The following is a 19236-nucleotide window of genomic DNA, read 5'->3' on the forward strand; positions in this document are numbered from 1 at the left end:
AGGTTATTTTTTCTGAATCATTTTTTCGACATAAGCAACTATTTTCCAGCGATCTTCAGGGCGGATCAGTGAAGCGTGTTGACCCATAACACCGTATCCATGTGAAATCGTATGATAGATCTGTCCTCCGTTCTGATCAAGTACACTCTGCTCAATCAGCGAGCGGGGAGGAACTGTATATTTTCCTGAAGTGTAAAGATGCCCCTTACCATCGCCGTTTTCGCCATGACACTGCTGGCAAAAGATTCCATACAAATACTTACCCTCATCCAGTACCTTTTGGTTAATGTCATGTGGGTTTACCAATTCTTTTCCAGGACGCTCTTCATTTTTATCGAATTCATAATAGCGGTAAGGGACAACATCCCTGGGGATGGTTCCTTCCACAGGCTTCTGCATAGTTTGGCCGTTTGGTGTTGCCGGATTGACTGTGTATGTTTTGTATGCTTTGCTGTGCGCCATGTCGGGGAAATACTCACGCCCTTTATCGGTGCGGGAGCGGTCGCAGGACCAGAGGATGATAACGGTCAACAGCAGCAAAGGCAGCCGGTTTATGTATTGTGCAGGTTTGTTTTTTATAAACATATCCATGAATGTAAAATGTTTTTCAAATTATTCTTCCCTGATTTCCTTGGCGCCGGCTGATTTCAGCACCGACTTAATTTTCTCGGGATCAGCAGGCTTTTCAATAAGTATTACAAAATGATCGTCAAGTACCCGGGGATCGATGATTTTGGCAGATTTCCCCGGGAAATATTTTATCACACCAAGCAAGGTAAAAACAGTAAGTGTTGCTGTTGTCAGGATGGTCATGAGGTACATCAGCACTACCATTGGCGGGAAACTGAATAGAGGTTTGCCGCCATACCGGAGTGGATAATCAATCACAGAGGTATAATAAAGAAATGAAAAAGTGAGGATTACCGCCATTACTCCGTAAAAAAATGATGCATGAGGAATCCGGCTTTTCTTTGTAAGATTTTTTAAAATGTCGTGATCGGCACAGGGCCCGAAGATATCATTTACTTCAATGTGTTGCTCTTTAAAAACTTTCAGCGCCTTTACCACATTGGCTTCGTCTTCAAAAACTCCGATAATACTTTTTGTTTTCATAACTATTCGCTTTGTTGAAGTTTGCGTTGTTCAGACTTAGCAACGGGTTTTGTTTCATTTACCGCAACTATGGGAATGTACCTGACAAACAGTAACATTCCGCAGAAGAACAACCCGAAAGTGCCAACATAAATTCCTATATCAACTAAAGTTGGATGATAGCTTGTCCAACTGGATGGCAGAAAATCCTGAGCGAGGGATGAAACGATGATGATGAAACGTTCGAACCACATGCCAATATTGATGAAAATCGAAATGATAAATAGAACGATGAGGTTCTGTCTCGCTTTTTTAAACCAGAAAAGTTGCGGAAAAACTGCGTTAAACAGAAACATCATCCAGAAAGCTACCGAATAGGTTCCTGTGACCCTTGCGTTAAAGAATGTATGGAGTTCATATTCAACGCCTGAATACCAGGCGGTGAATAATTCGGTGATGTATGCCAGGCCAATAATCAAACTGCCGTATTTTAATACATGTGCTATGTTATCAAGGTGTTTAGCAGTTACAAAGTCGGTAAGGTTGAATACTTTTCTTATCAGGATCATTATAGTTAGTACCATGGCAAAACCCGAAAAAATTGCACCGACGAAGAAGTAGGGTGGGAGGATTGTTGCATGCCAGCCCGGAAGTACCGAAACGGCAAAGTCCAGAGCAACAATGGTATGCACAGAAATTACAAGTGGTGCAGCAAGGCCGCCGAGGATTTTCATAACAGTTTCGTAACGGTTATAAACCCTCATGGAGCCATTCCACCCCATGCTGAAGATGCCATAAACCACTTTTTTCACTTTGTTGGTTGTGCGGTCGCGGATAGAGGCTAAATCCGGAATCATTCCGAAATACCAAAGTGTCAATGACAGCAACAAATAAGTGGAGATGGCCAGCACGTCCCAAAACAGTGGAGAGTTGAAGTTTGTCCAGAGCAACCTGGTATTTGGGTAAGGGAAAATGAAGAACACCAGCCAGGGACGACCGAGGTGAAGCACCGGAAAAAGTCCGGCACACATCACCGCAAACACCGTCATTGCCTCAGCTGCCCGGTTGATGGCGCCTGCCCATTTTTGCCTGAAAACCAGGAAGAAAATAGTGAAGGCTGTTCCGGCGTGCCCAATACCGATCCACCATACAAAATTGATGATGTCCCATCCCCATCCGACGCTGTTGTTCAGCCCCCATGTCCCAAGCCCGACTCCAACAGTCATGTAAACAGCCCAACCACCGTACATCAGCATCAGCGTTCCGATTGCCATGGCGACAAACCACCACTTTGCCGGTTTTCTTTCCACGTTGGCCAGCAATTCGTCCGAAATCTGACCATAGCTTTTTTTACCCTTTACCAGGGGAATTTTCAATTCGTTTGCAAACATGGATTATTATGTATTATTCGTTCATATTCAATAAATTATACTTGCTTATTCCTGATCTTTGTGAGGTAATTCACCGATGGCAATGTGTGCCATTCTTCCAGAATCTGATAATTGCGCGGATCTTTTACCATTTTTGCTACGCGGCTTTCAGGATCATTCAGATCACCAAATACAAGTGCTTTGGATGGACACGACTGAGCACAGGCTGGTGTGACATCACCATCCTTAAATGGCCTGCGTTCGTTTTTGGCTTTCAACTTCGCCTCCTGAATCCGTTGAACGCAGAAGGAACATTTCTCCACGACACCGCGCTCTCTAACGGTTACATCCGGGTTTAGCACCATCCGGCCAAGGTCTGAGTTCATGTTAAAATCGAACTTGTCGTTCTGGGCATAACGGAACCAATTGAAGCGCCGCACTTTGTAGGGGCAGTTGTTGATACAGTATTTTGTTCCGATACAACGATTGTAAGCCATCTGGTTTAGTCCTTCAGAACTGTGATTGGTGGCGGCCACAGGGCAAACGTTTTCGCAGGGCGCATGGTCGCAATGCTGACACATCACCGGTTGAAAGACGACATTTGGGTTATCGGATTCGCCATCGTAATAACGATCAATTCGCATCCAGTGCATGATGCGTCTTCTGCGCACTTCATCCTTGCCAACGACCGGTACATTATTCTCGCTCTGGCAGGCTACCACACATGTGCTGCAGCCGGTACAGGCATTCAGGTCGATCAGTAAAGCCCAGTGGTGCCCTTCAAATTCGGTCACCGGATAGAGTGTCGATTTATGCTTGTCGTGATATTTCTTCAGTTCGTTGCCAGCGTATGGTTTTTCTTTATATTTAGCTAATGTGGATTCTCTGACAATGCCACGTCCTTCCATGTTGAAGTGCATCTGTGTAAGGGCAAACTGATGTCCTTTTCCGGTTTTTTTCAGATCAGTGACTGTACCTGTCAGTTGGCGATGCTCTCCGTCCCATGAGGTCATCGGGTAAGCATTTTTACCGATATTTTCACCGGCTTTTCCAGCTTTTGTCCGGCCATATCCCAATGCAAATGAAATACATCCTGCTGCCTGTCCTGGCTGGACCAGCACCGGAAGTTCGATCACATCATTAATTTGAATGATATCGCCGGTTTTAAGGTCCTTTTCTTTAGCTAAAGCTGGTGAAACAGCGGCAAAATTATCCCAAGTCACGGAGGTCAACGGGTCCGGAACTTCCTGAAGCCATGGGTTGTTGGCATCATGGCCATCTCCGATGGCAATATTTTGAATCAGGTTGAATTCCAGATTGTTTGATTTTGAAATGTGTCGCTGGAGGGTTGTGGCAGCTTGTTGGACACTGCTAAAATCAAATTCTGGAAACGATTCTTCAGCCAGTGCCTGTTCGAAAACTCCTGATTGGAGTGAATGTTGCCAGAATGTGGTGAAATCAGCAAACCTGGTCTGTTTTGGAAATAGGTTTGTTTCCCAGTATTTCTTCAAATAGCTGTAAAAATCCTGTTCACTCCCTGACCATTTTAAAAGGGTATCCTGAAACTGTCGGGTATCAAATATCTTACTGATCGCCGGTTGTGCAAGGCTATAATGATTGGTCAGGAATTCAGCGTCGTTCCACGATTCAAGGTAATGATTATCCGGAATAATATAATTGCAAGCCTCTGCTGTTTCATCTTTTGCCGAAGCAAACGAGATACTGAGTTTAGCTTTTGTGAGCGCCTCTTTTAATTTGGCTTGATCGTGATAAGTGTAAAGTGGGTTGACCTGATAAAACATCACCGCATCTACATCACCGTTAATCATATTTCCAACCAAGACTTCAAACCCTTTTTCATCGTCGTCACCGGCCTGGATGGCATGGGACAGGTCGATGGTGTTACCATAACTATCCAGTTTTTGATTGATCGCATTGACCAAGACCTGCACCTCCCGGTTGTTTTGTCCTGAGATAACAATACATTTTCCGCGATTTGCTTTCAATTTTAAAGCCAGTGGTTTGATGTCGTAAAAATCTACTGAAGGAGCGTTGATAGATCCCGGTTCCAACTCGTTGTAAAGAGCCATCAGAATTTTGAGTTCATCAGCGGGTTTTACAGGAATACGCTCATCAGCATTGGCTCCAGAAATTGAGTAATTGGCTTCAAACTGCACGTGGTGCGACATGGCCGGATTGTCCTGGTTAAGTTTTCGGGTTTTGCTGTAGCGATTTGCGAAAACCGAAGGAGCAAGCCAGGTGCCAAGAAAGTCAGCGCTGAAGCTGACAATAATATCTGCCTTGTCGAAACGATAGTCTGGAAGTACACTGAGGTTGTGGGTTTGTTGATGGGCTTTACGAATGGCGCCGTAAGACACTGCATCCCATGTAACTACTTCAAGCATTGGGAACTTAGCCTGGAAGTCCTTGATCACCTGCCTGGTCGCCGGGCTTAGTAAAGTGGGTGTAACCAAAGCCATTCGCCTGCCATTCACCTGGAACTGATTTAATTTTTCCAGTATTTCTGAATCGGCTGTTTCCCAGGCTAATTCGTACTCATGATCGGTTGGGTGTTTGTACCGTGCACCATCGTCGTAAAGGCTGAGAACTGAGGCCTGAACCCTGGCGCTGGTTCCGCCCTGGGAAATGGAGGAAAGTTCGTTTCCTTCAATTTTGATCGGGCGTCCATCCCGGGTTTTTACTAAAATGCTGCAGTACTCGTTTCCGTATAAATAGGAGGATGCGTACCATGTAGCTTTTCCGGGGATGAGTTCTTCTGGTTGTACAATATAAGGTATGGCTTTTTTAACGGGATTTTCGCAGGCTGTGACTATGGTAGCTGATGCGAAACTGATGCCGCACCATTTCAGAAAATCTCGCCGTGATGCTGATTTTTTGTCCAGGTGATTACCAGACAGCAACTCGAGTAAGTCTGATTTATGATCATCTTTTATGCTCGTTGGTTGCTCAGCAATCGCTCCCGATTCATCTAAACTTTTCCAGTATTTTTTTTCTTCCATTTAACTGTAATGATGATGTTGAAAATGAGTCTAATAATGGCATTTCATGCATTCTTCACCTCCTAAACGAGCAGGTGAAACCGAATCGATACGTCCGGCTTTGATATCCTCTTGCAACTTTTCGTACATTTCGTAGTAAGGATTGTCCAGAAAATCAACCTTTCGTGTACGGTGACAGGTCAGGCACCATCCCATCGAAAGGTCTTCAACCTGTTGAACGATGTGCATTTCCTCAACCTTTCCATGGCATTCCGCGCAGTCTAATTTACCGGCATTCACATGTTGAGCATGACTGAAAAAGCTATGATTTGGCAGGTTGTGTATGCGTATCCATTGGATGGGTTCACCGGTTTCGGCAGCCTTGTGTATTTTGTTAATTTCGAAACTGCCTGAATTTGTTCCGTTTCTGATTACGGTATGACAATTTAGACAAACATTATTTGAAGGAATGCCGGCGCTAAGGCTTTGATCGGCAATATGATGGCAATAACGGCAATCTATTTTATTTTCACCAGCGTGTATCTTATGTGAGAACTTTATTGGTTGATCGGGAGCATAATCAGGTGTGCGTCCAAGGTTAATGCCTTCGGCTACAGCAAATTGTACATGCACACCCATTCCAATCAGCAGAATGACAACATGAATGAAATGGTACTTAATTTTTTTCGTAAAAAGTAAATCTACTATTGCCAACAACATCAGAAATCCGAATCCCCAGAAAATGACTGCTTTTTTTGGTTCTGCAGTTAGTTCTTGTGGGCCTTTCACACTTATTTTTTGAAAATAGGCTTCCAGCATCCTTTCTTCTTCATCCGTAATACTCATTCCTTTATGGTCGGTCATCAACCGGATACTGGCTGGCAAATTCATTACACCTTTGAGGTCATAATTTGGGTTTTCGGCCCACACCATTACCAGGTCCAAGGCAGATGGATTCCAGTTGATACTTTCTGTTGGCTTGATGTAGTGGCATGAAACACAGTTGTGTTTGCCGCTTTCAAAAGGAACAAGACCTCTGAAAAGCCTTTCACCTTTGCGTAATTCCGTTTTTGTGTAGGTCTGCTGATCCGCGGTAACCGGATCAACCTGTGCCAATGACTGCATTTCAGCCTGAACAGCTGCTTTAATCGTGTCTCCTTGAATTGGCAGTGTGTCTGACGCTTTTAAACTTGAAGAGGATAATAATAATAGGAGTAAGCAAACTATACCCTTGTACAAAGTTCCGACAAAATGCCTTGATGGGTTTTGCCCAGGTTGCGGTAGATGTTGCATATTCATTCAGGTTTACTTGTATTAATATTTTGCTGCACAGTTATTCTCAGTGCTTTACCGGTAAAAAACTCCTTTAAAAGCATTCCCTGCACAGGGTTACAAAAGTAAGAAAAAACAATATCAGGTACTTGTTGTAAGTAATTCATATTCAGTTTAAATAATAAGCATATCTTCATGGTTCACAATTGTTCACATTCATTTGAAAGCGTGAATATATAATGGATTCGGATTGTAAATTTCAAATACTCTGGTACTGAATTACCGCCTCAAAAGTATAGTTTCTTATTGTACGGTTTTACACAATTTCTAATTTAGAAATTATCTAAATTTGCAAAGGTTTGATTTGGCGCCTAAGTTTTTGATAATTTGGCGCTCTGAAATTTATTGATTGTTCACTAAATATTTAAAAGAAATGAAAAAACAACTTCTTATCAATCTGCTAATTATAGCGGTTGTGGCTGTTATGACAGCCTGTGGCGGATCGGTAAAAAACGATCTGAAAGGAGCCGATCCGGATGCTGGTAAAGTGGCTATGGAGAAAAACCTTCAATCTGTCGAACTTGCGGTTGGCGGAATGACATGCACCGGATGCGAAGTGGCAATTGTTGGCGCTGTAAGCAAAATTAAAGGGGTTAAACTCGTGGATGCCTTTCATCTTGAAGGTCTTGCAGCAATTACCTTCGATACAACTGTTACAGACCTGGATCAAATCCGAGTTGCCATCGAGGAAAGTGGCTACACCACCGGAGATGTTGAAGTTATAGAACCAAATAATTAATCACAAAAAAAATTTAATGAAATGAAAAAGTTATTCTTTCTGTTTTTCATGACTGCTGTCATGATATCATGCAACACTGCCGATAAAGAGATTAAAAAGGAGGTTGAAATCATTAAAACTGAGGTTTCGGAAAAAGATGGTATGTTCCTTCATGTTTCAAGCAACGACCCTCACCGCGTGCTGATGGCCCTGCGGATGGCCGAATTGATGGCCGAAGACCATGATGTGATGATTTATTTTGACATCAGGGGAATTGAAGTCGTATTAAAAGATGCTCCTGACCTGACTTACGCTCAGTTTTCCAATTCACATGCTCAATTGATAAAACTTGCGGAAATGGGGATCCCACTGCAAGCCTGTCCCGGTTGCCTTGAAGCTGCCGGCAAAACCGCTGATGATCTTACCAACGGGGTAACTGTTGCTGACAAGGAAAAGTTCTTCAGTTTCACCAAAGGAAGAATCTTAACGCTTGACTATTAATAGTTTGAATGGGTTAAAGAATATGTCCGCTACCACTAACATCATATCAAAGGTATTTCATTTCTATACCGATGGATTTAAATCTATGCCAAACTGGGGTAGGCAACTGTGGTGGATCATCCTGCTTAAGCTTTTCATCATGTTCGCTATCTTCCGGCTTTTCTTTTTCCCAAATTACCTTAAAAGCAATTTCGACACAGATACTGACCGCAGTCAGCATGTGATCGAACAATTAACTGATCCAAACAATTCAAAATAAACTGATTATGGGAATTTTTGACATGTCTTTAATTAACTGGTCGCGGGGCCAGTTTGCGATGTCAGCCATGTTTCACTGGATTTTTGTCCCTCTGACGTTGGGTTTAATCATTTTGGTTGCCATAATGGAGACCATTTACGTTCGTACAGGTGATGAAAAATGGAAAAAGCTGACCAAGTTCTGGGCAAAGTTGTTCGGAATTAATTTTGCCATCGGGATTGCCACCGGAATCATTCTTGAGTTTCAGTTCGGCACCAACTGGTCCAACTATTCGTGGTTTGTTGGCGATATCTTCGGAGCGCCTTTGGCTATCGAGGGCATCATGGCTTTCTTCATGGAAGCCACTTTTGTGGCTGTCATGTTTTTTGGCTGGAACAAGGTGAGTAAGCGTTTTCACCTGATATCAACATGGCTCGTGGCTGTTGGGGCTAACCTTTCAGCACTTTGGATTCTGGTGGCCAACGCCTGGATGCAATATCCGGTAGGTACTGTTTTTAATCCAATGACAGCGCGCAACGAGATGGTTGATTTCTGGGCTGTCCTCTTTTCACCGGTTGCTGTGAACAAGTTTCTGCACACAGTGGCTTCCGGTTATGTGCTTGCAGCTGTTTTTGTTATCGGTGTTTCTTCATGGTTTTTGCTGAAAAACCGTGATGTCCTTTTTGCCAAAAGAAGCATTATCATTGCTTCTGTATTCGGGATTACTACTTTATTGTTCCTGGTTTGGTCGGGAGATGAATCGGCCAGACAAATGGCTGACAAACAACCCATGAAATTTGCCGCTATGGAAGCGCTTTGGGAAGGTCAGACCAACGCACCGTTGATTGCCATTGGACTACTTCAAAAACCTGCACCCCCAAAAACTGCCAACGAATACCAGGAAAAAGATTTCGCCATCAAAATTGAAATCCCTAATATGTTATCCTACATGGCCTTCCTCGATCCAAATGCATACATACCCGGAGTGAAAGACCTGGTAGATGGCTACACCAATCCCAACACCGGTGAAGTTCATATTTCTTATTACGAGAAAATGGAGCGGGGAAAAGAGGCTATCGCTGCATTAAAAGGCTACAAAGAGGCGCTTAATGCTGAGGATGAAGAAGCGTTGCAGATTTACAAAGCAAAGTTTGAAGATCAGGTCTGGATGCAGAACACCTTTAAATATTTTGGATACGGGTATTACGATGCCTACACGGTGTCTGGGCTGCTTCCCAACATTCCGGTAGCGTTTTATTCCTTCCACATTATGGTGGCTTTGTCAGGACATTTTTTGGCATTATTCCTTTTAATGCTGATTTTTACATTGAAAAACCGAATAGAGCGGATGCGCTGGCTGCATTATATCGCCATTTGGACGATTCCTTTGGCATATATCGCAACCCAGTTGGGTTGGATTGTCGCCGAAATGGGGCGCCAACCATGGGTAATCCAGGATTTGATGCCCACGCTTTCGGCAGTCTCGCGGATTGATTCAGGCAGCGTGCAATTGACATTCTGGTTGTTTGCAATCACCTTTACCATTCTGCTCATTGCAGAAATCCGAATTTTAGTGAAACAGATTAATAAAGGTATAACAGGAGGAAATTAATATGTTTGAAACATTATCACACTTCGCATTACAGCAATACTGGTGGGTGATCGTTTCACTCCTTGCCAGTCTTCTGGTTTTTCTATTCTTTGTGCAGGGGGGCCAGACGCTGATTTTTACGCTTGGTAAAAATGAAATTGAGCGCAAAATGCTCGTCAACTCTCTCGGTCGTAAATGGGAATTTACTTTTACAACACTAGTCACATTTGGAGGTGCTTTCTTTGCCTCCTTCCCACTTTTTTACAGCACCAGTTTTGGAGGTGCTTACTGGGTTTGGATGATCATTTTGTTTGCTTTTGTCATTCAGGCTGTGGCTTATGAGTTTCGCACAAAGCCGGGGAACTTTTTGGGGCAGAGGACTTATGAGGCTTTTCTCATCATCAATGGCGCACTGGGCACAATACTGATTGGCGCTGCTGTCGGAACCTTCTTTACCGGCTCGGCTTTTTCGGTGAATAAACTCAACCTCACAAACATTTTTGAAGGAGGATCTACCACAATTTCTGCATGGGAAGGACCAGCTTACGGATTGGAAGCGGCGTTGAATATCCAAAATCTGTCGCTGGGACTTGCTGTATTTTTCCTGGCAAGGATTCTGGGCATCCTTTATTTCATGAACAGCATTCATAACGACAACATCTTCAAACGCTCTAAAAAACACCTTTTAATAAATGCGGTTCCATTCCTGGTTTTTTTCCTGCTGTTTGTCGGATTGCTGCTTACGAGTGCCGGTTTTGCAGTAATTCCAAATCCTGTTCGCGATCCGATGTTGTGGAAAATTGAACTGGAACCTTTCAAATACCTTAACAATTTCCTCCAAATGCCGCTGGTTCTGGTCTTGTTTTTATTGGGCGTTGTGCTGGTGCTCTGGGGAATTATCGGATCCTTGTTTAAAGATTCGACCAAAGGTATATGGTTTGCCGGCACAGGAACCGTTCTTACGGTATTTTCGCTGCTGATGGTGGCAGGGCTGAATAACACGGCTTTTTATCCTTCAACATTCGACCTGCAGAGCTCACTCACGATAATGAACAGTTCGTCGAGCAAATTTACCCTCACCGCCATGAGCTACGTTTCGCTGATGGTGCCATTTGTACTGGCCTATATTATCTATGCCTGGCGCTCGCTCAACCACCGGAAAATTGATGCTGCCGAAATGGAATCCGGCGATCACGCTTATTAATTTTAAAAATAAAAAGATATGTACTGGAGAGAAATAATTCATTACGTGACCCTTCCCGTCCTGATTTATATTACCTATCGGATCATCTTGTATTACATGAAAAAATTCGATAAGAAGCTAACCGAGGATGGTGAGGAATAGTTGAGCCGGATTGATGAAGTTTGTCATTTTGAAATAATCACCTGGAAATATTGTATTTGTTCCATTTAAATTATTTTTACAAAAAAAATAGTCTTCAGAAATGAAAAGATTTTACTTCCTGATTACCATTACTTTAATAGTGATGGTGAAATCAACTTACACACAGAACTACACATCACTTACGGATGAGGATTTTGCCAAATTTCCTTATTGGATTGAAATGATGAGCGACGAATCAGTGAACTTCTTCGATGTTCAGCGGGCATTTGAACTTTACTGGAATGATCGTGAAGTAACCAAAGGTTCGGGATGGAAACCCTTCAAACGATGGGAATACATGACGAGCAGCAGGGTTTATCCAGATGGAACACGATTTCCTGCCGACCTGAACTGGATTGAATACCATGTGTACAAGGATAAATTTCCCGAAAACCGGTATTACAGTGGTAATTGGGAAAATCTCGGTCCATTTTTAATCCCCGGAAGTAAAGGTTACAATGGACTCGGAAGAGTAAATTCCATTGCATTTCATCCAACCGATCCCAACACGATCTATCTGGGAGCACCTGCCGGAGGACTTTGGGTAACGCACGACAAGGGAGAGACATGGTACTCCGAAACCGATGTTCTTCCAACCCTTGGCGTTTCATCAATCGTTGTTGACCATGCCGAACCTTCGGTAATTTACATTGGTTCAGGCGACAGGGATGCCGGAGACGCTCCGGGAATGGGGGTAATGAAAAGTGTTGATGGTGGGATGACCTGGCAATTATCAAATAATGGCATGGGGAATCGGATTGTTGGACGAATGATTATGCATCCCCAGGATAACCAGGTAATTATTGCAGCCACAAATTCGGGAATTTGCAAAACTACCGATGGAGGCCATAGCTGGCAAGTCAGGCAGGGGGGCGATTTTAAAGAAGTTGTTTTCAAACCTAACGATCCGTCAGTGATCTATGCATCGGCAAACGGAAGATTTTATCGTTCGACGGACACCGGAGAAACATTTCAACTCATTTCCTCCGGATTGCCTGTTGGCGCCCGGGGTGTCATTGGTGTTTCACCGGCAAATCCTGAAATAGTCTATTTTCTTTTAACCACGGGAGATTCCTTTTTAGGATTGTACCGATCAGACGATGCCGGACTTAGCTTTTCAGAAAGGTCAACAACCCCAAACATCATGAGTTGGGGTTGTGCTGGAGGTGACGGAGGGCAGGCGTGGTACGATCTTGATATGGCCGTTGATCCGTTAAATGAAAATATTTTATTCGCCGGTGGTGTTAACTGCTTTAAATCGAGTGATGGAGGAATAACCTGGCAGATCAGCTCACACTGGTGGGGTGATTGCGGTGTACCAGCGGTTCATGCCGACCTGCATATACTTGAGTATAGCCCACTCGATGGAAGGTTGTATGCAGGTAACGACGGTGGGATCTATTGGACCGGTAATGGCGGGACAAACTGGACTGAAATCTCCAACGGTCTTGCCATCAGCCAGGTTTATAAGATCGGACAGAGCGCTACGGTAAGTAATAAGGTAATCAATGGTTACCAGGACAATGGAACAGCAACCTACACCGGAACTCAAAACTGGATTCCAACGATAGGAGGTGATGGGATGGAATGCGCCGTGGACCACCAAAATGCAGTGTATAGTTATGGCACGCTCTATTTTGGCGATATTTTCAGGATGACCAACAATGTCAATGCCTTCAAAGTTGCCGGTAACAATTCTTTCGGTATAACGGAGGACGGTGGGTGGGTAACCCCTTTCCTGCTTCATAAAGGTGATGCGAATAAGATGTTTGTAGGGTATAAAAACATCTGGAGAGGTTTTAATATCAGATCCAACAATCCAACCTGGCAGAAAATTTCAAACAATCTTGCAGGTAGCAATAATGTAAATATGAGGGCGATTGAGCAGTCTCCGGTGAACTATGAAATTCTGTATGCTGCCAGAGAAGACAGAAAATTATTCCGAACCGATAATGCAAACAAGCAAAGCCCAACATGGACTGACCTTTCTACATTCCTTCCGGATAATAACCATATCAATGATCTTGAGGCTCATCCTTTTGACGAAAACATCGTTTACATGGCAAAAGGTACCAAAGTGTTTAAATCTGTTGATAAGGGGATTTCATGGACCAACATTTCTGGTTCACTTCCTTCGGTTTCGGTCAATAGCCTTGCTTACCACAAAAACAGCCACGAAGGCCTCTATGCCGGCACAGATATCGGAATTTTTTACAAAGATGCCTTTATGGATGACTGGATGCTATACGGTGATGGTTTCCCCGCTAGCAGCCGGGTTACTGAAGTGGAAATATTTCATGATGCATCCAACCCGGAGAATGACAGGATAAGGGCATCTACCTACGGTCGAGGCCTGTGGGAATCTGATATGTATTATGATTCCCCGGTTGCTGATCTGGTTGCTGATCACACCATTATTACTCCATTTTGTGCAGTTAATTTTACCGACAGTTCTTTGGGTGTTCCCACTTCGTGGAATTGGGAGTTTGAAGGTGCAATACCTGCAACATCGACTGTGAAAAATCCGCCCGGGATAGTTTATGAGACTCCGGGAACCTATAAAGTAACTTTAACTGTTACAAACAAAGCCGGATCAAATCAGGTCGTTAAGGAAGATTACATCACAGTCAGCGATCAATTGCTCCCGGCGCCCGATTTCTCAGTTAACCAGTCTGCGTTTTGCTCATGGTCGGCATTAACCATCACTGACCTGTCCCTGTATTGCCCAACAACTTATGAATGGAGTTTTTATCCCGATAACGTAGTTTATATCGAAGGGACATCCTCCACCAGCCCAAACCCGATGGTTATGTTCTCTGAAACCGGCAGCTATTCAGTAACGTTGATTGTCCATAACTACAATGGCAGTGCATCGTTAACCAAAGAAAATTATATTCATTACGGTGGTTTTCCAACTCCCTTCATCGAATCCTTCGAAGAGGGGTTTGCATCAAAAAGCTGGTCTGTTGAAAATCCGGATAGTAGGAAAACGTGGCAGGTTATTGCACCAGATTTTACTCCTCATGGCCAAAATGCTGCTTTCATGAACCATTTTGATTACTATTTCATGTTTGAGCGCGACAGGTTGATTTCTCCGATCATTAACCTCAAGGGAGTTACGGAGGCTCATCTGAGTTTCAAACACGCTTATGCCCAGCGATATTCGCAGGTCGATTCACTTTTGGTTAAAATTTCTACCAATTGCGGTAATTCATGGCAAACCATCTATGTGAATGGTCCGGATGGTTTTGGCGGATTTGAAACATCACCACCAACCGCAGCCTATTTTAATCCCGCTTCAGGCGAAGACTGGTGTGGTGAAGGTTATGGCGCTGACTGCATAAGTATCGATATCTCACCGTTCTGTAATCAGCCCGATGTGAGGATTATGTTTGAGGCATTCAACCGGATTGGTAACAATCTTTATATCGACGACGTTGAGATAAGTGTGCTAACAAAGGTAGATCGACAAGATTTGCACACCGGCAATTTCAGGATGTATCCAAACCCATCGGATGGAATGGTTCAGTTGATCTTTGAACATTTGGATGATGATGTTCATATTTCTGTGTTCGATATAAACGGAAAAGAGATACATCGTCAGCAAAAAGGGCAAACTGAAGCAGGGGAGACCATCAGCTTGGATTTAAGCATGTTGGACCCTGGCGTTTATTTTGTGAAAGTGAATGGGAACAACCAAACAGCAGTAAATCTCCTTATTCTCCAATAAGATATTTCAAGATCTGCTTTGCTTCGATCATTCATTTAGCTAATGAGTAAATGCCTGAAAACCATCCATTTTGATTTTCAGCAAGAAGTTTTCTCGCTTGTACCATATAAATTCTGGAAATTTAGATGAATGACTCGCCCGTCATCCTGTTTTTTGAAGGGAAAAAGCTCCTGAATCACGAATTTTTGAGGGAACCTGAGTTTCAAATTTTGAGTCTTATGTTAAACTTTTTAAAAATATTAGGACTTTGATTTGCTAAAAACTAATTAATGAGTATTATTGCAATTGTTTTCATGGTGATTTTATTGCATTTTAAACAGCACTATTATCCTGAAAATTTTTCGAAACCAATGACTTATTAATCTGAAATCAAATTATCTAATTATTAATTTAAATTCATAAAACATGAGAACCTTTACAAAGTTGTGTCTCTTAGCCATGGTGCTCACTTTTTCAACAGCACTCTTTGCGCAGCAAAGCATTCACAATCAGACCGGTAATTCTGTACCGGATAAGATGGAGTTGTTACGCCAGATTCATGGACCAGGTGTTGTTGTGCCTCCTTCAATCGAAGGATCATCCAAAGCAGCCGGTGACGATTGCGTGACTCCTATCGAAATTCTGTCATTACCTTTTACCGATGCCGGACAAACAACCACCGGAAGGGGAAATGATTATTGGGAAACCTGTCTGAATGATTTCGATGGTGGTGAGGATATTATTTACGAGTTGGAACTCACTTCCGCTACTACAATTCAGATCATGATTGATCCAAAAGGTACAATTCGTACCGGGGTTGCGATATCCGACGGTTGCCCGTTATCTTCCACCTGTCTTGGTTTAAGCTATGACTTCAACAGCGGTGCTCCACATGGATTTACTGTTGCTCTTGATGCAGGTATCTATTATATTATGGTTGATACCTGGCCAAATCCTGCCTCAATACCTGATTTTGACCTGACGGTTGTTGAAGCTGCCACAGTAGCTAATGACGATTGTGAAGATGCCATTGATTTAGGAGAGGTACTTAACTATCCTTTCTCCACAGAATTAGCTACGGATTCGCCGTACGGAAATACCAACGGACCTGAAATTTGGTTTAACTACACAGCCGGCTTTACCGGTTGGGCAGCTATTGATCTCTGTGGAAGTGAGTACGATACTGATCTTGCGGTCTGGGAAGGTGCTGCTTGTCCTCCAGTTACATTGCTTGATGAAAATGATGATTACTGCGGATATGATGGCTTGCAGTCAAAAATCTTTCTCGAAGTTGTTCAGGGTGAAGTGTACAAAATTGAAATTGGCGGTTTTGACGGTGCTACAGGTGATGGTTTACTATCTATTTATGAGTATGAAATCTGTACATTGACCTGCCCTCCTGGTGGCACACCAGAAGCTGAACCATGCGGAGCAAACATCAACGGAGGCTGCAATATGGATATGCCCGCCTTTACATCAGTCGAGGATGGTACCATAATTTGTGGTAACCTATGGAGTCAGTTTGGAACCCGCGATACAGACTGGTTCAAGGTTGAACTTGCATCACCCGGAAGCATTAAAATGAATGTTAAAGCCGAAGAATCTGTCGTTTTCGGTTTAGTAGGTCAGGTTGTTCCGGGAATTCCCGGATGCGATAACACGACCAACTTTCTTACTACCTATAAGATCTTACCCGGTTGCCAGGAGGATTTTATTTATGTTGTTAATATGCCAAAAGGAACCTATTACCTGTTTGTTGCACCAATGGACTTCTTTGCTCATTCCTGTCCTGGATTTAACTACCAGGCTTCATTTGAACTTGTGGAATTGGCCAGTGGTTTCATAACAGGTAATGTTCTTGGTTTTGACATTGCTGCCGGTATCGAAGGGGTGAAAATTACAGCAGGTGATGCAGTAGCTTATACTAATGGGATAGGAAACTATATCATTGAACTGCCGGTGGGTACTTATGATGTTGAGGCAAATGGTTATGACGCAGGATATGAAACACTTACTGTTACCGATGTTGTTGTTTTAGAAGATGATTACACAACATTAAATTTTATTCTGGAACCCTTACCTGCTCCTGTTTTGCTTACTGCAACCCCAGATATCGAGCAGGTTGAGCTGACCTGGGAACCGATTTCCGCTAAACAAGATGGAAGCAAAACACTGATGGGTGATATTTTTTCGAAAAATGATTACATTCCCGGAACCACAATGGATCTCAATTTCACGATGACCATTTACTCCCCTGACTTTGAATGGGGTGTTTATGCTGAGATGGTATTTCCTGCAGAATTTGTTCCGCAATCCGCCGGAATGCTCAATGGAGTGCCGGGAGTTGTTGATGGCCAAAAAGTATCTTGGACAGGGCTGTTTTACGAGACAAGTGCACCGGAGGAATTAGATTTCTCGGTTGAAGTTGAGGTTGACCTCAATGCAGAAGGACCACTTGTAGTTTCGTATTATGTTGAGGGAGATGGATATGGTCTCAACCCTCACTACTTTGAAGGTGCATTGACTGTTTATGAAGATGGTGGTGAATATGTACCTACATTCAATGTTTATCGCCGTAAAATTATCCCCGGAACCACTACTTATTTTATTCCAATCGCTTATGGTGTAATTGGAAATTACTATCTTGACGAGATTTTTCCGGGTGGTGACGAGTGGTGCTACCTGGTTAAGCAGATTTTACCCGATAAATCTGAATCTCCTGCATCAAACATTTTATGTGCTGTTCCTGTAATCCGGCCGGGATCGCTTTGTGATGAAGCCATTGACTACGGTCAGGTGAATGATCCTGCTATCTCTGAATCATTGGTTCGTGCTGAGGACGAAAGATGGTTTGAGTTTGATGTACCTTATACCATGGACTTCGCTGTTACACTCGATAACCTGGATTTTGAAGCTAATGTTACTCTCTATGCAGATTGCGATGGGACAGTGGTTTTTGACAATGCTGATTATTGCGGTGGTGGCAGCTATGACCTCATTAAGATGTACGATATGGTTCCTGGTGGAACATATTATGCCAAAGTTACGGGACTCAATGGCTATTTTGGTAGCTTTGATATTTTTATTACACAGGTTCAGATTTTAACCATCAGGGAAGGCTGGAGTGGATTCTCCACTTATATGGATCCGTCAGGCGATTTGAGCATTGCCAGCCAGTTGGATTGTATTAAAGAAGATATGATCATCACCGTTCGCCAGCAACCTTATGGTATCTGGTGGCCATCTCAAAACCTGAATACGATCGGTAATATCTACAATACCTTTGGCTACAAAGCCAAAATGGAAGCTGAAAGAACAACAATTATATTTGGTGCTGAAACACCGGATAAAACTGTTGAGTTGCCAGCCGGTGCAAGTTACCTACCTGTAAGAGTGACTGCTCCAACGCCAACATCCGATATTCTTGCCCAACTTAATGGCGAATTGCTTATCCTATTTGATATTAATACCAATGAAGTCATATGGCCTGATGGCGGTCTTTTCTTGCTCGACTACCTTACTCCTGACCATGCCTATTTGATTAACATGTTCGTTCCATCATCCTACACTTATCCGGTGCCAACCATGGCTCCGGCTCCAACATTTGTTTACCCGCCGGCAGAAGCCAAATTAAATGTCTGGAATGAAGTGGCAAATACCGGTACCCCGCATTTTATTTCAATCCATAAATATGCGTTATCATCACTTGAAACAGGAGATTTTATCGGAGTTTTTGATGGCAATAACATTTGTGTGGGAATGGCAGAATATGTTAATCCTGAAAGTAACCTATTCATAGCTGCATTTGGCGATGATGAAGTTACCGAGGTCAAAGACGGATTAACTGTTGGCGAAGGGATGACTTTCAAACTTTTCAGGTTATCCACCAATACTGAGTATGAACTTGAGGTAACTTATGATGCACAATTCCAGAATACTGATGGTACCTTCCAGGTTCATGGGATGTCGATGATTTCGGAGTTGAAGGTGGGTTCAACTTCAATCTCAGATGGCTATTTAAGTTCGGTTGCTATTTACCCGAATCCGACAACCGGTTTGTTAAATATTTCAGGTATTGAAGGCGATGTGAACATTATTTTGTCCAATGTTCAGGGTCAGCAAATCCTCACGACTACTGCTAACGGTGAAATCACTATTGATCTATCTGCTCAACCCAGAGGTGTTTACTTCATCAGGTTGACCAATGAGACTTCTTCAAGAATTGAAAAGGTAGTACTTAAGTAATTCTTTTTCAAACGCTAATAAAAAACCTGTCCCGGATTAGGACAGGTTTTTTTTATT

The 19236-nt window shown here is 43.1% G+C and carries 12 protein-coding genes; 7 read left to right on the forward strand and 5 right to left on the reverse strand.

The features are described 5' to 3' along the window. Positions 1-3 precede the first annotated feature (3 nt). From IH598_02065 to IH598_02085, 5 genes are read right to left on the reverse strand one after another with little or no spacing between them, the layout of a single operon-like run. Positions 4-591 carry a cytochrome c gene (locus IH598_02065; protein MBE0637289.1) on the reverse strand — a complete coding sequence of 196 codons (588 nt, stop codon included), beginning with the start codon at positions 589-591 and terminating at the stop codon, positions 4-6. A gap of 21 nt (positions 592-612) precedes the next feature. Beyond that, positions 613-1113, reverse strand: a complete 501-nt coding sequence (locus tag IH598_02070; GenBank protein MBE0637290.1) for a DUF3341 domain-containing protein — start codon at positions 1111-1113, stop codon at positions 613-615. Positions 1114-1115: 2 nt separating this feature from the next. After that, positions 1116-2483 carry a polysulfide reductase NrfD gene (nrfD, locus tag IH598_02075; GenBank protein MBE0637291.1) on the reverse strand — a complete coding sequence of 456 codons (1368 nt, stop codon included), beginning with the start codon at positions 2481-2483 and terminating at the stop codon, positions 1116-1118. A gap of 35 nt (positions 2484-2518) precedes the next feature. After that, positions 2519-5482 (reverse strand): Fe-S-cluster-containing hydrogenase, encoded by a 2964-nt coding sequence (locus IH598_02080; protein MBE0637292.1) that lies wholly within the window; start codon positions 5480-5482, stop codon positions 2519-2521. Positions 5483-5512: 30 nt separating this feature from the next. Beyond that, positions 5513-6754, reverse strand: a complete 1242-nt coding sequence (locus IH598_02085; protein MBE0637293.1) for a hypothetical protein — start codon at positions 6752-6754, stop codon at positions 5513-5515. Between the two features lie 412 nt (positions 6755-7166). On the opposite strand from IH598_02085, the gene IH598_02090 reads away from it, so the two are divergent. The 7 genes from IH598_02090 to IH598_02120 all read left to right on the forward strand — a co-directional run bounded on the left by IH598_02090 (position 7167) and on the right by IH598_02120 (position 19179). Beyond that, the gene (locus IH598_02090) at positions 7167-7532 is read left to right on the forward strand and encodes a heavy-metal-associated domain-containing protein (GenBank protein ID MBE0637294.1); all 366 of its coding nucleotides are present in this window, start codon (positions 7167-7169) and stop codon (positions 7530-7532) included. Between the two features lie 60 nt (positions 7533-7592). Further along, complete coding sequence (locus tag IH598_02095) at positions 7593-8012, forward strand: DsrE family protein (GenBank protein MBE0637295.1); 420 nt, start codon at positions 7593-7595, stop codon at positions 8010-8012. Between the two features lie 22 nt (positions 8013-8034). Beyond that, positions 8035-8271 (forward strand): DUF4492 domain-containing protein, encoded by a 237-nt coding sequence (locus IH598_02100; GenBank protein ID MBE0637296.1) that lies wholly within the window; start codon positions 8035-8037, stop codon positions 8269-8271. A 4-nt stretch (positions 8272-8275) separates the two neighbouring features. Next, a complete protein-coding gene (locus IH598_02105; GenBank protein ID MBE0637297.1) occupies positions 8276-9862 on the forward strand; it encodes a cytochrome ubiquinol oxidase subunit I in 1587 nt (528 codons plus the stop codon). A 1-nt stretch (position 9863) separates the two neighbouring features. Next, complete coding sequence (locus IH598_02110; protein ID MBE0637298.1) at positions 9864-11045, forward strand: cytochrome d ubiquinol oxidase subunit II; 1182 nt, start codon at positions 9864-9866, stop codon at positions 11043-11045. Between the two features lie 241 nt (positions 11046-11286). Beyond that, entirely contained in the window at positions 11287-14955 is a 3669-nt protein-coding gene (locus IH598_02115; GenBank protein ID MBE0637299.1) for a PKD domain-containing protein, read from the forward strand. A gap of 405 nt (positions 14956-15360) precedes the next feature. Continuing rightward, the gene (locus IH598_02120; GenBank protein MBE0637300.1) at positions 15361-19179 is read left to right on the forward strand and encodes a T9SS type A sorting domain-containing protein; all 3819 of its coding nucleotides are present in this window, start codon (positions 15361-15363) and stop codon (positions 19177-19179) included. Positions 19180-19236: the final 57 nt, after the last annotated feature.

It is taken from the genome of Bacteroidales bacterium (genome assembly GCA_014860585.1).
Classification (GTDB): Bacteria; Bacteroidota; Bacteroidia; order Bacteroidales; family 4484-276; genus RZYY01.

Excerpts from the sequence above, each read along its gene's own strand:
- IH598_02065 (MBE0637289.1), bottom strand. The coding sequence starts at position 591 with ATGGATATGTTTATAAAAAACAAACCTGCACAATACATAAACCGGCTG.
- IH598_02070 (MBE0637290.1), bottom strand. The coding sequence starts at position 1,113 with ATGAAAACAAAAAGTATTATCGGAGTTTTTGAAGACGAAGCCAATGTG.
- nrfD (MBE0637291.1), bottom strand. The coding sequence starts at position 2,483 with ATGTTTGCAAACGAATTGAAAATTCCCCTGGTAAAGGGTAAAAAAAGC.
- IH598_02080 (MBE0637292.1), bottom strand. The coding sequence starts at position 5,482 with ATGGAAGAAAAAAAATACTGGAAAAGTTTAGATGAATCGGGAGCGATT.
- IH598_02085 (MBE0637293.1), bottom strand. The coding sequence starts at position 6,754 with ATGCAACATCTACCGCAACCTGGGCAAAACCCATCAAGGCATTTTGTC.
- IH598_02090 (MBE0637294.1), top strand. The coding sequence starts at position 7,167 with ATGAAAAAACAACTTCTTATCAATCTGCTAATTATAGCGGTTGTGGCT.
- IH598_02095 (MBE0637295.1), top strand. The coding sequence starts at position 7,593 with ATGATATCATGCAACACTGCCGATAAAGAGATTAAAAAGGAGGTTGAA.
- IH598_02100 (MBE0637296.1), top strand. The coding sequence starts at position 8,035 with ATGTCCGCTACCACTAACATCATATCAAAGGTATTTCATTTCTATACC.
- IH598_02110 (MBE0637298.1), top strand. The coding sequence starts at position 9,864 with ATGTTTGAAACATTATCACACTTCGCATTACAGCAATACTGGTGGGTG.
- IH598_02115 (MBE0637299.1), top strand. The coding sequence starts at position 11,287 with ATGAAAAGATTTTACTTCCTGATTACCATTACTTTAATAGTGATGGTG.
- IH598_02120 (MBE0637300.1), top strand. The coding sequence starts at position 15,361 with ATGAGAACCTTTACAAAGTTGTGTCTCTTAGCCATGGTGCTCACTTTT.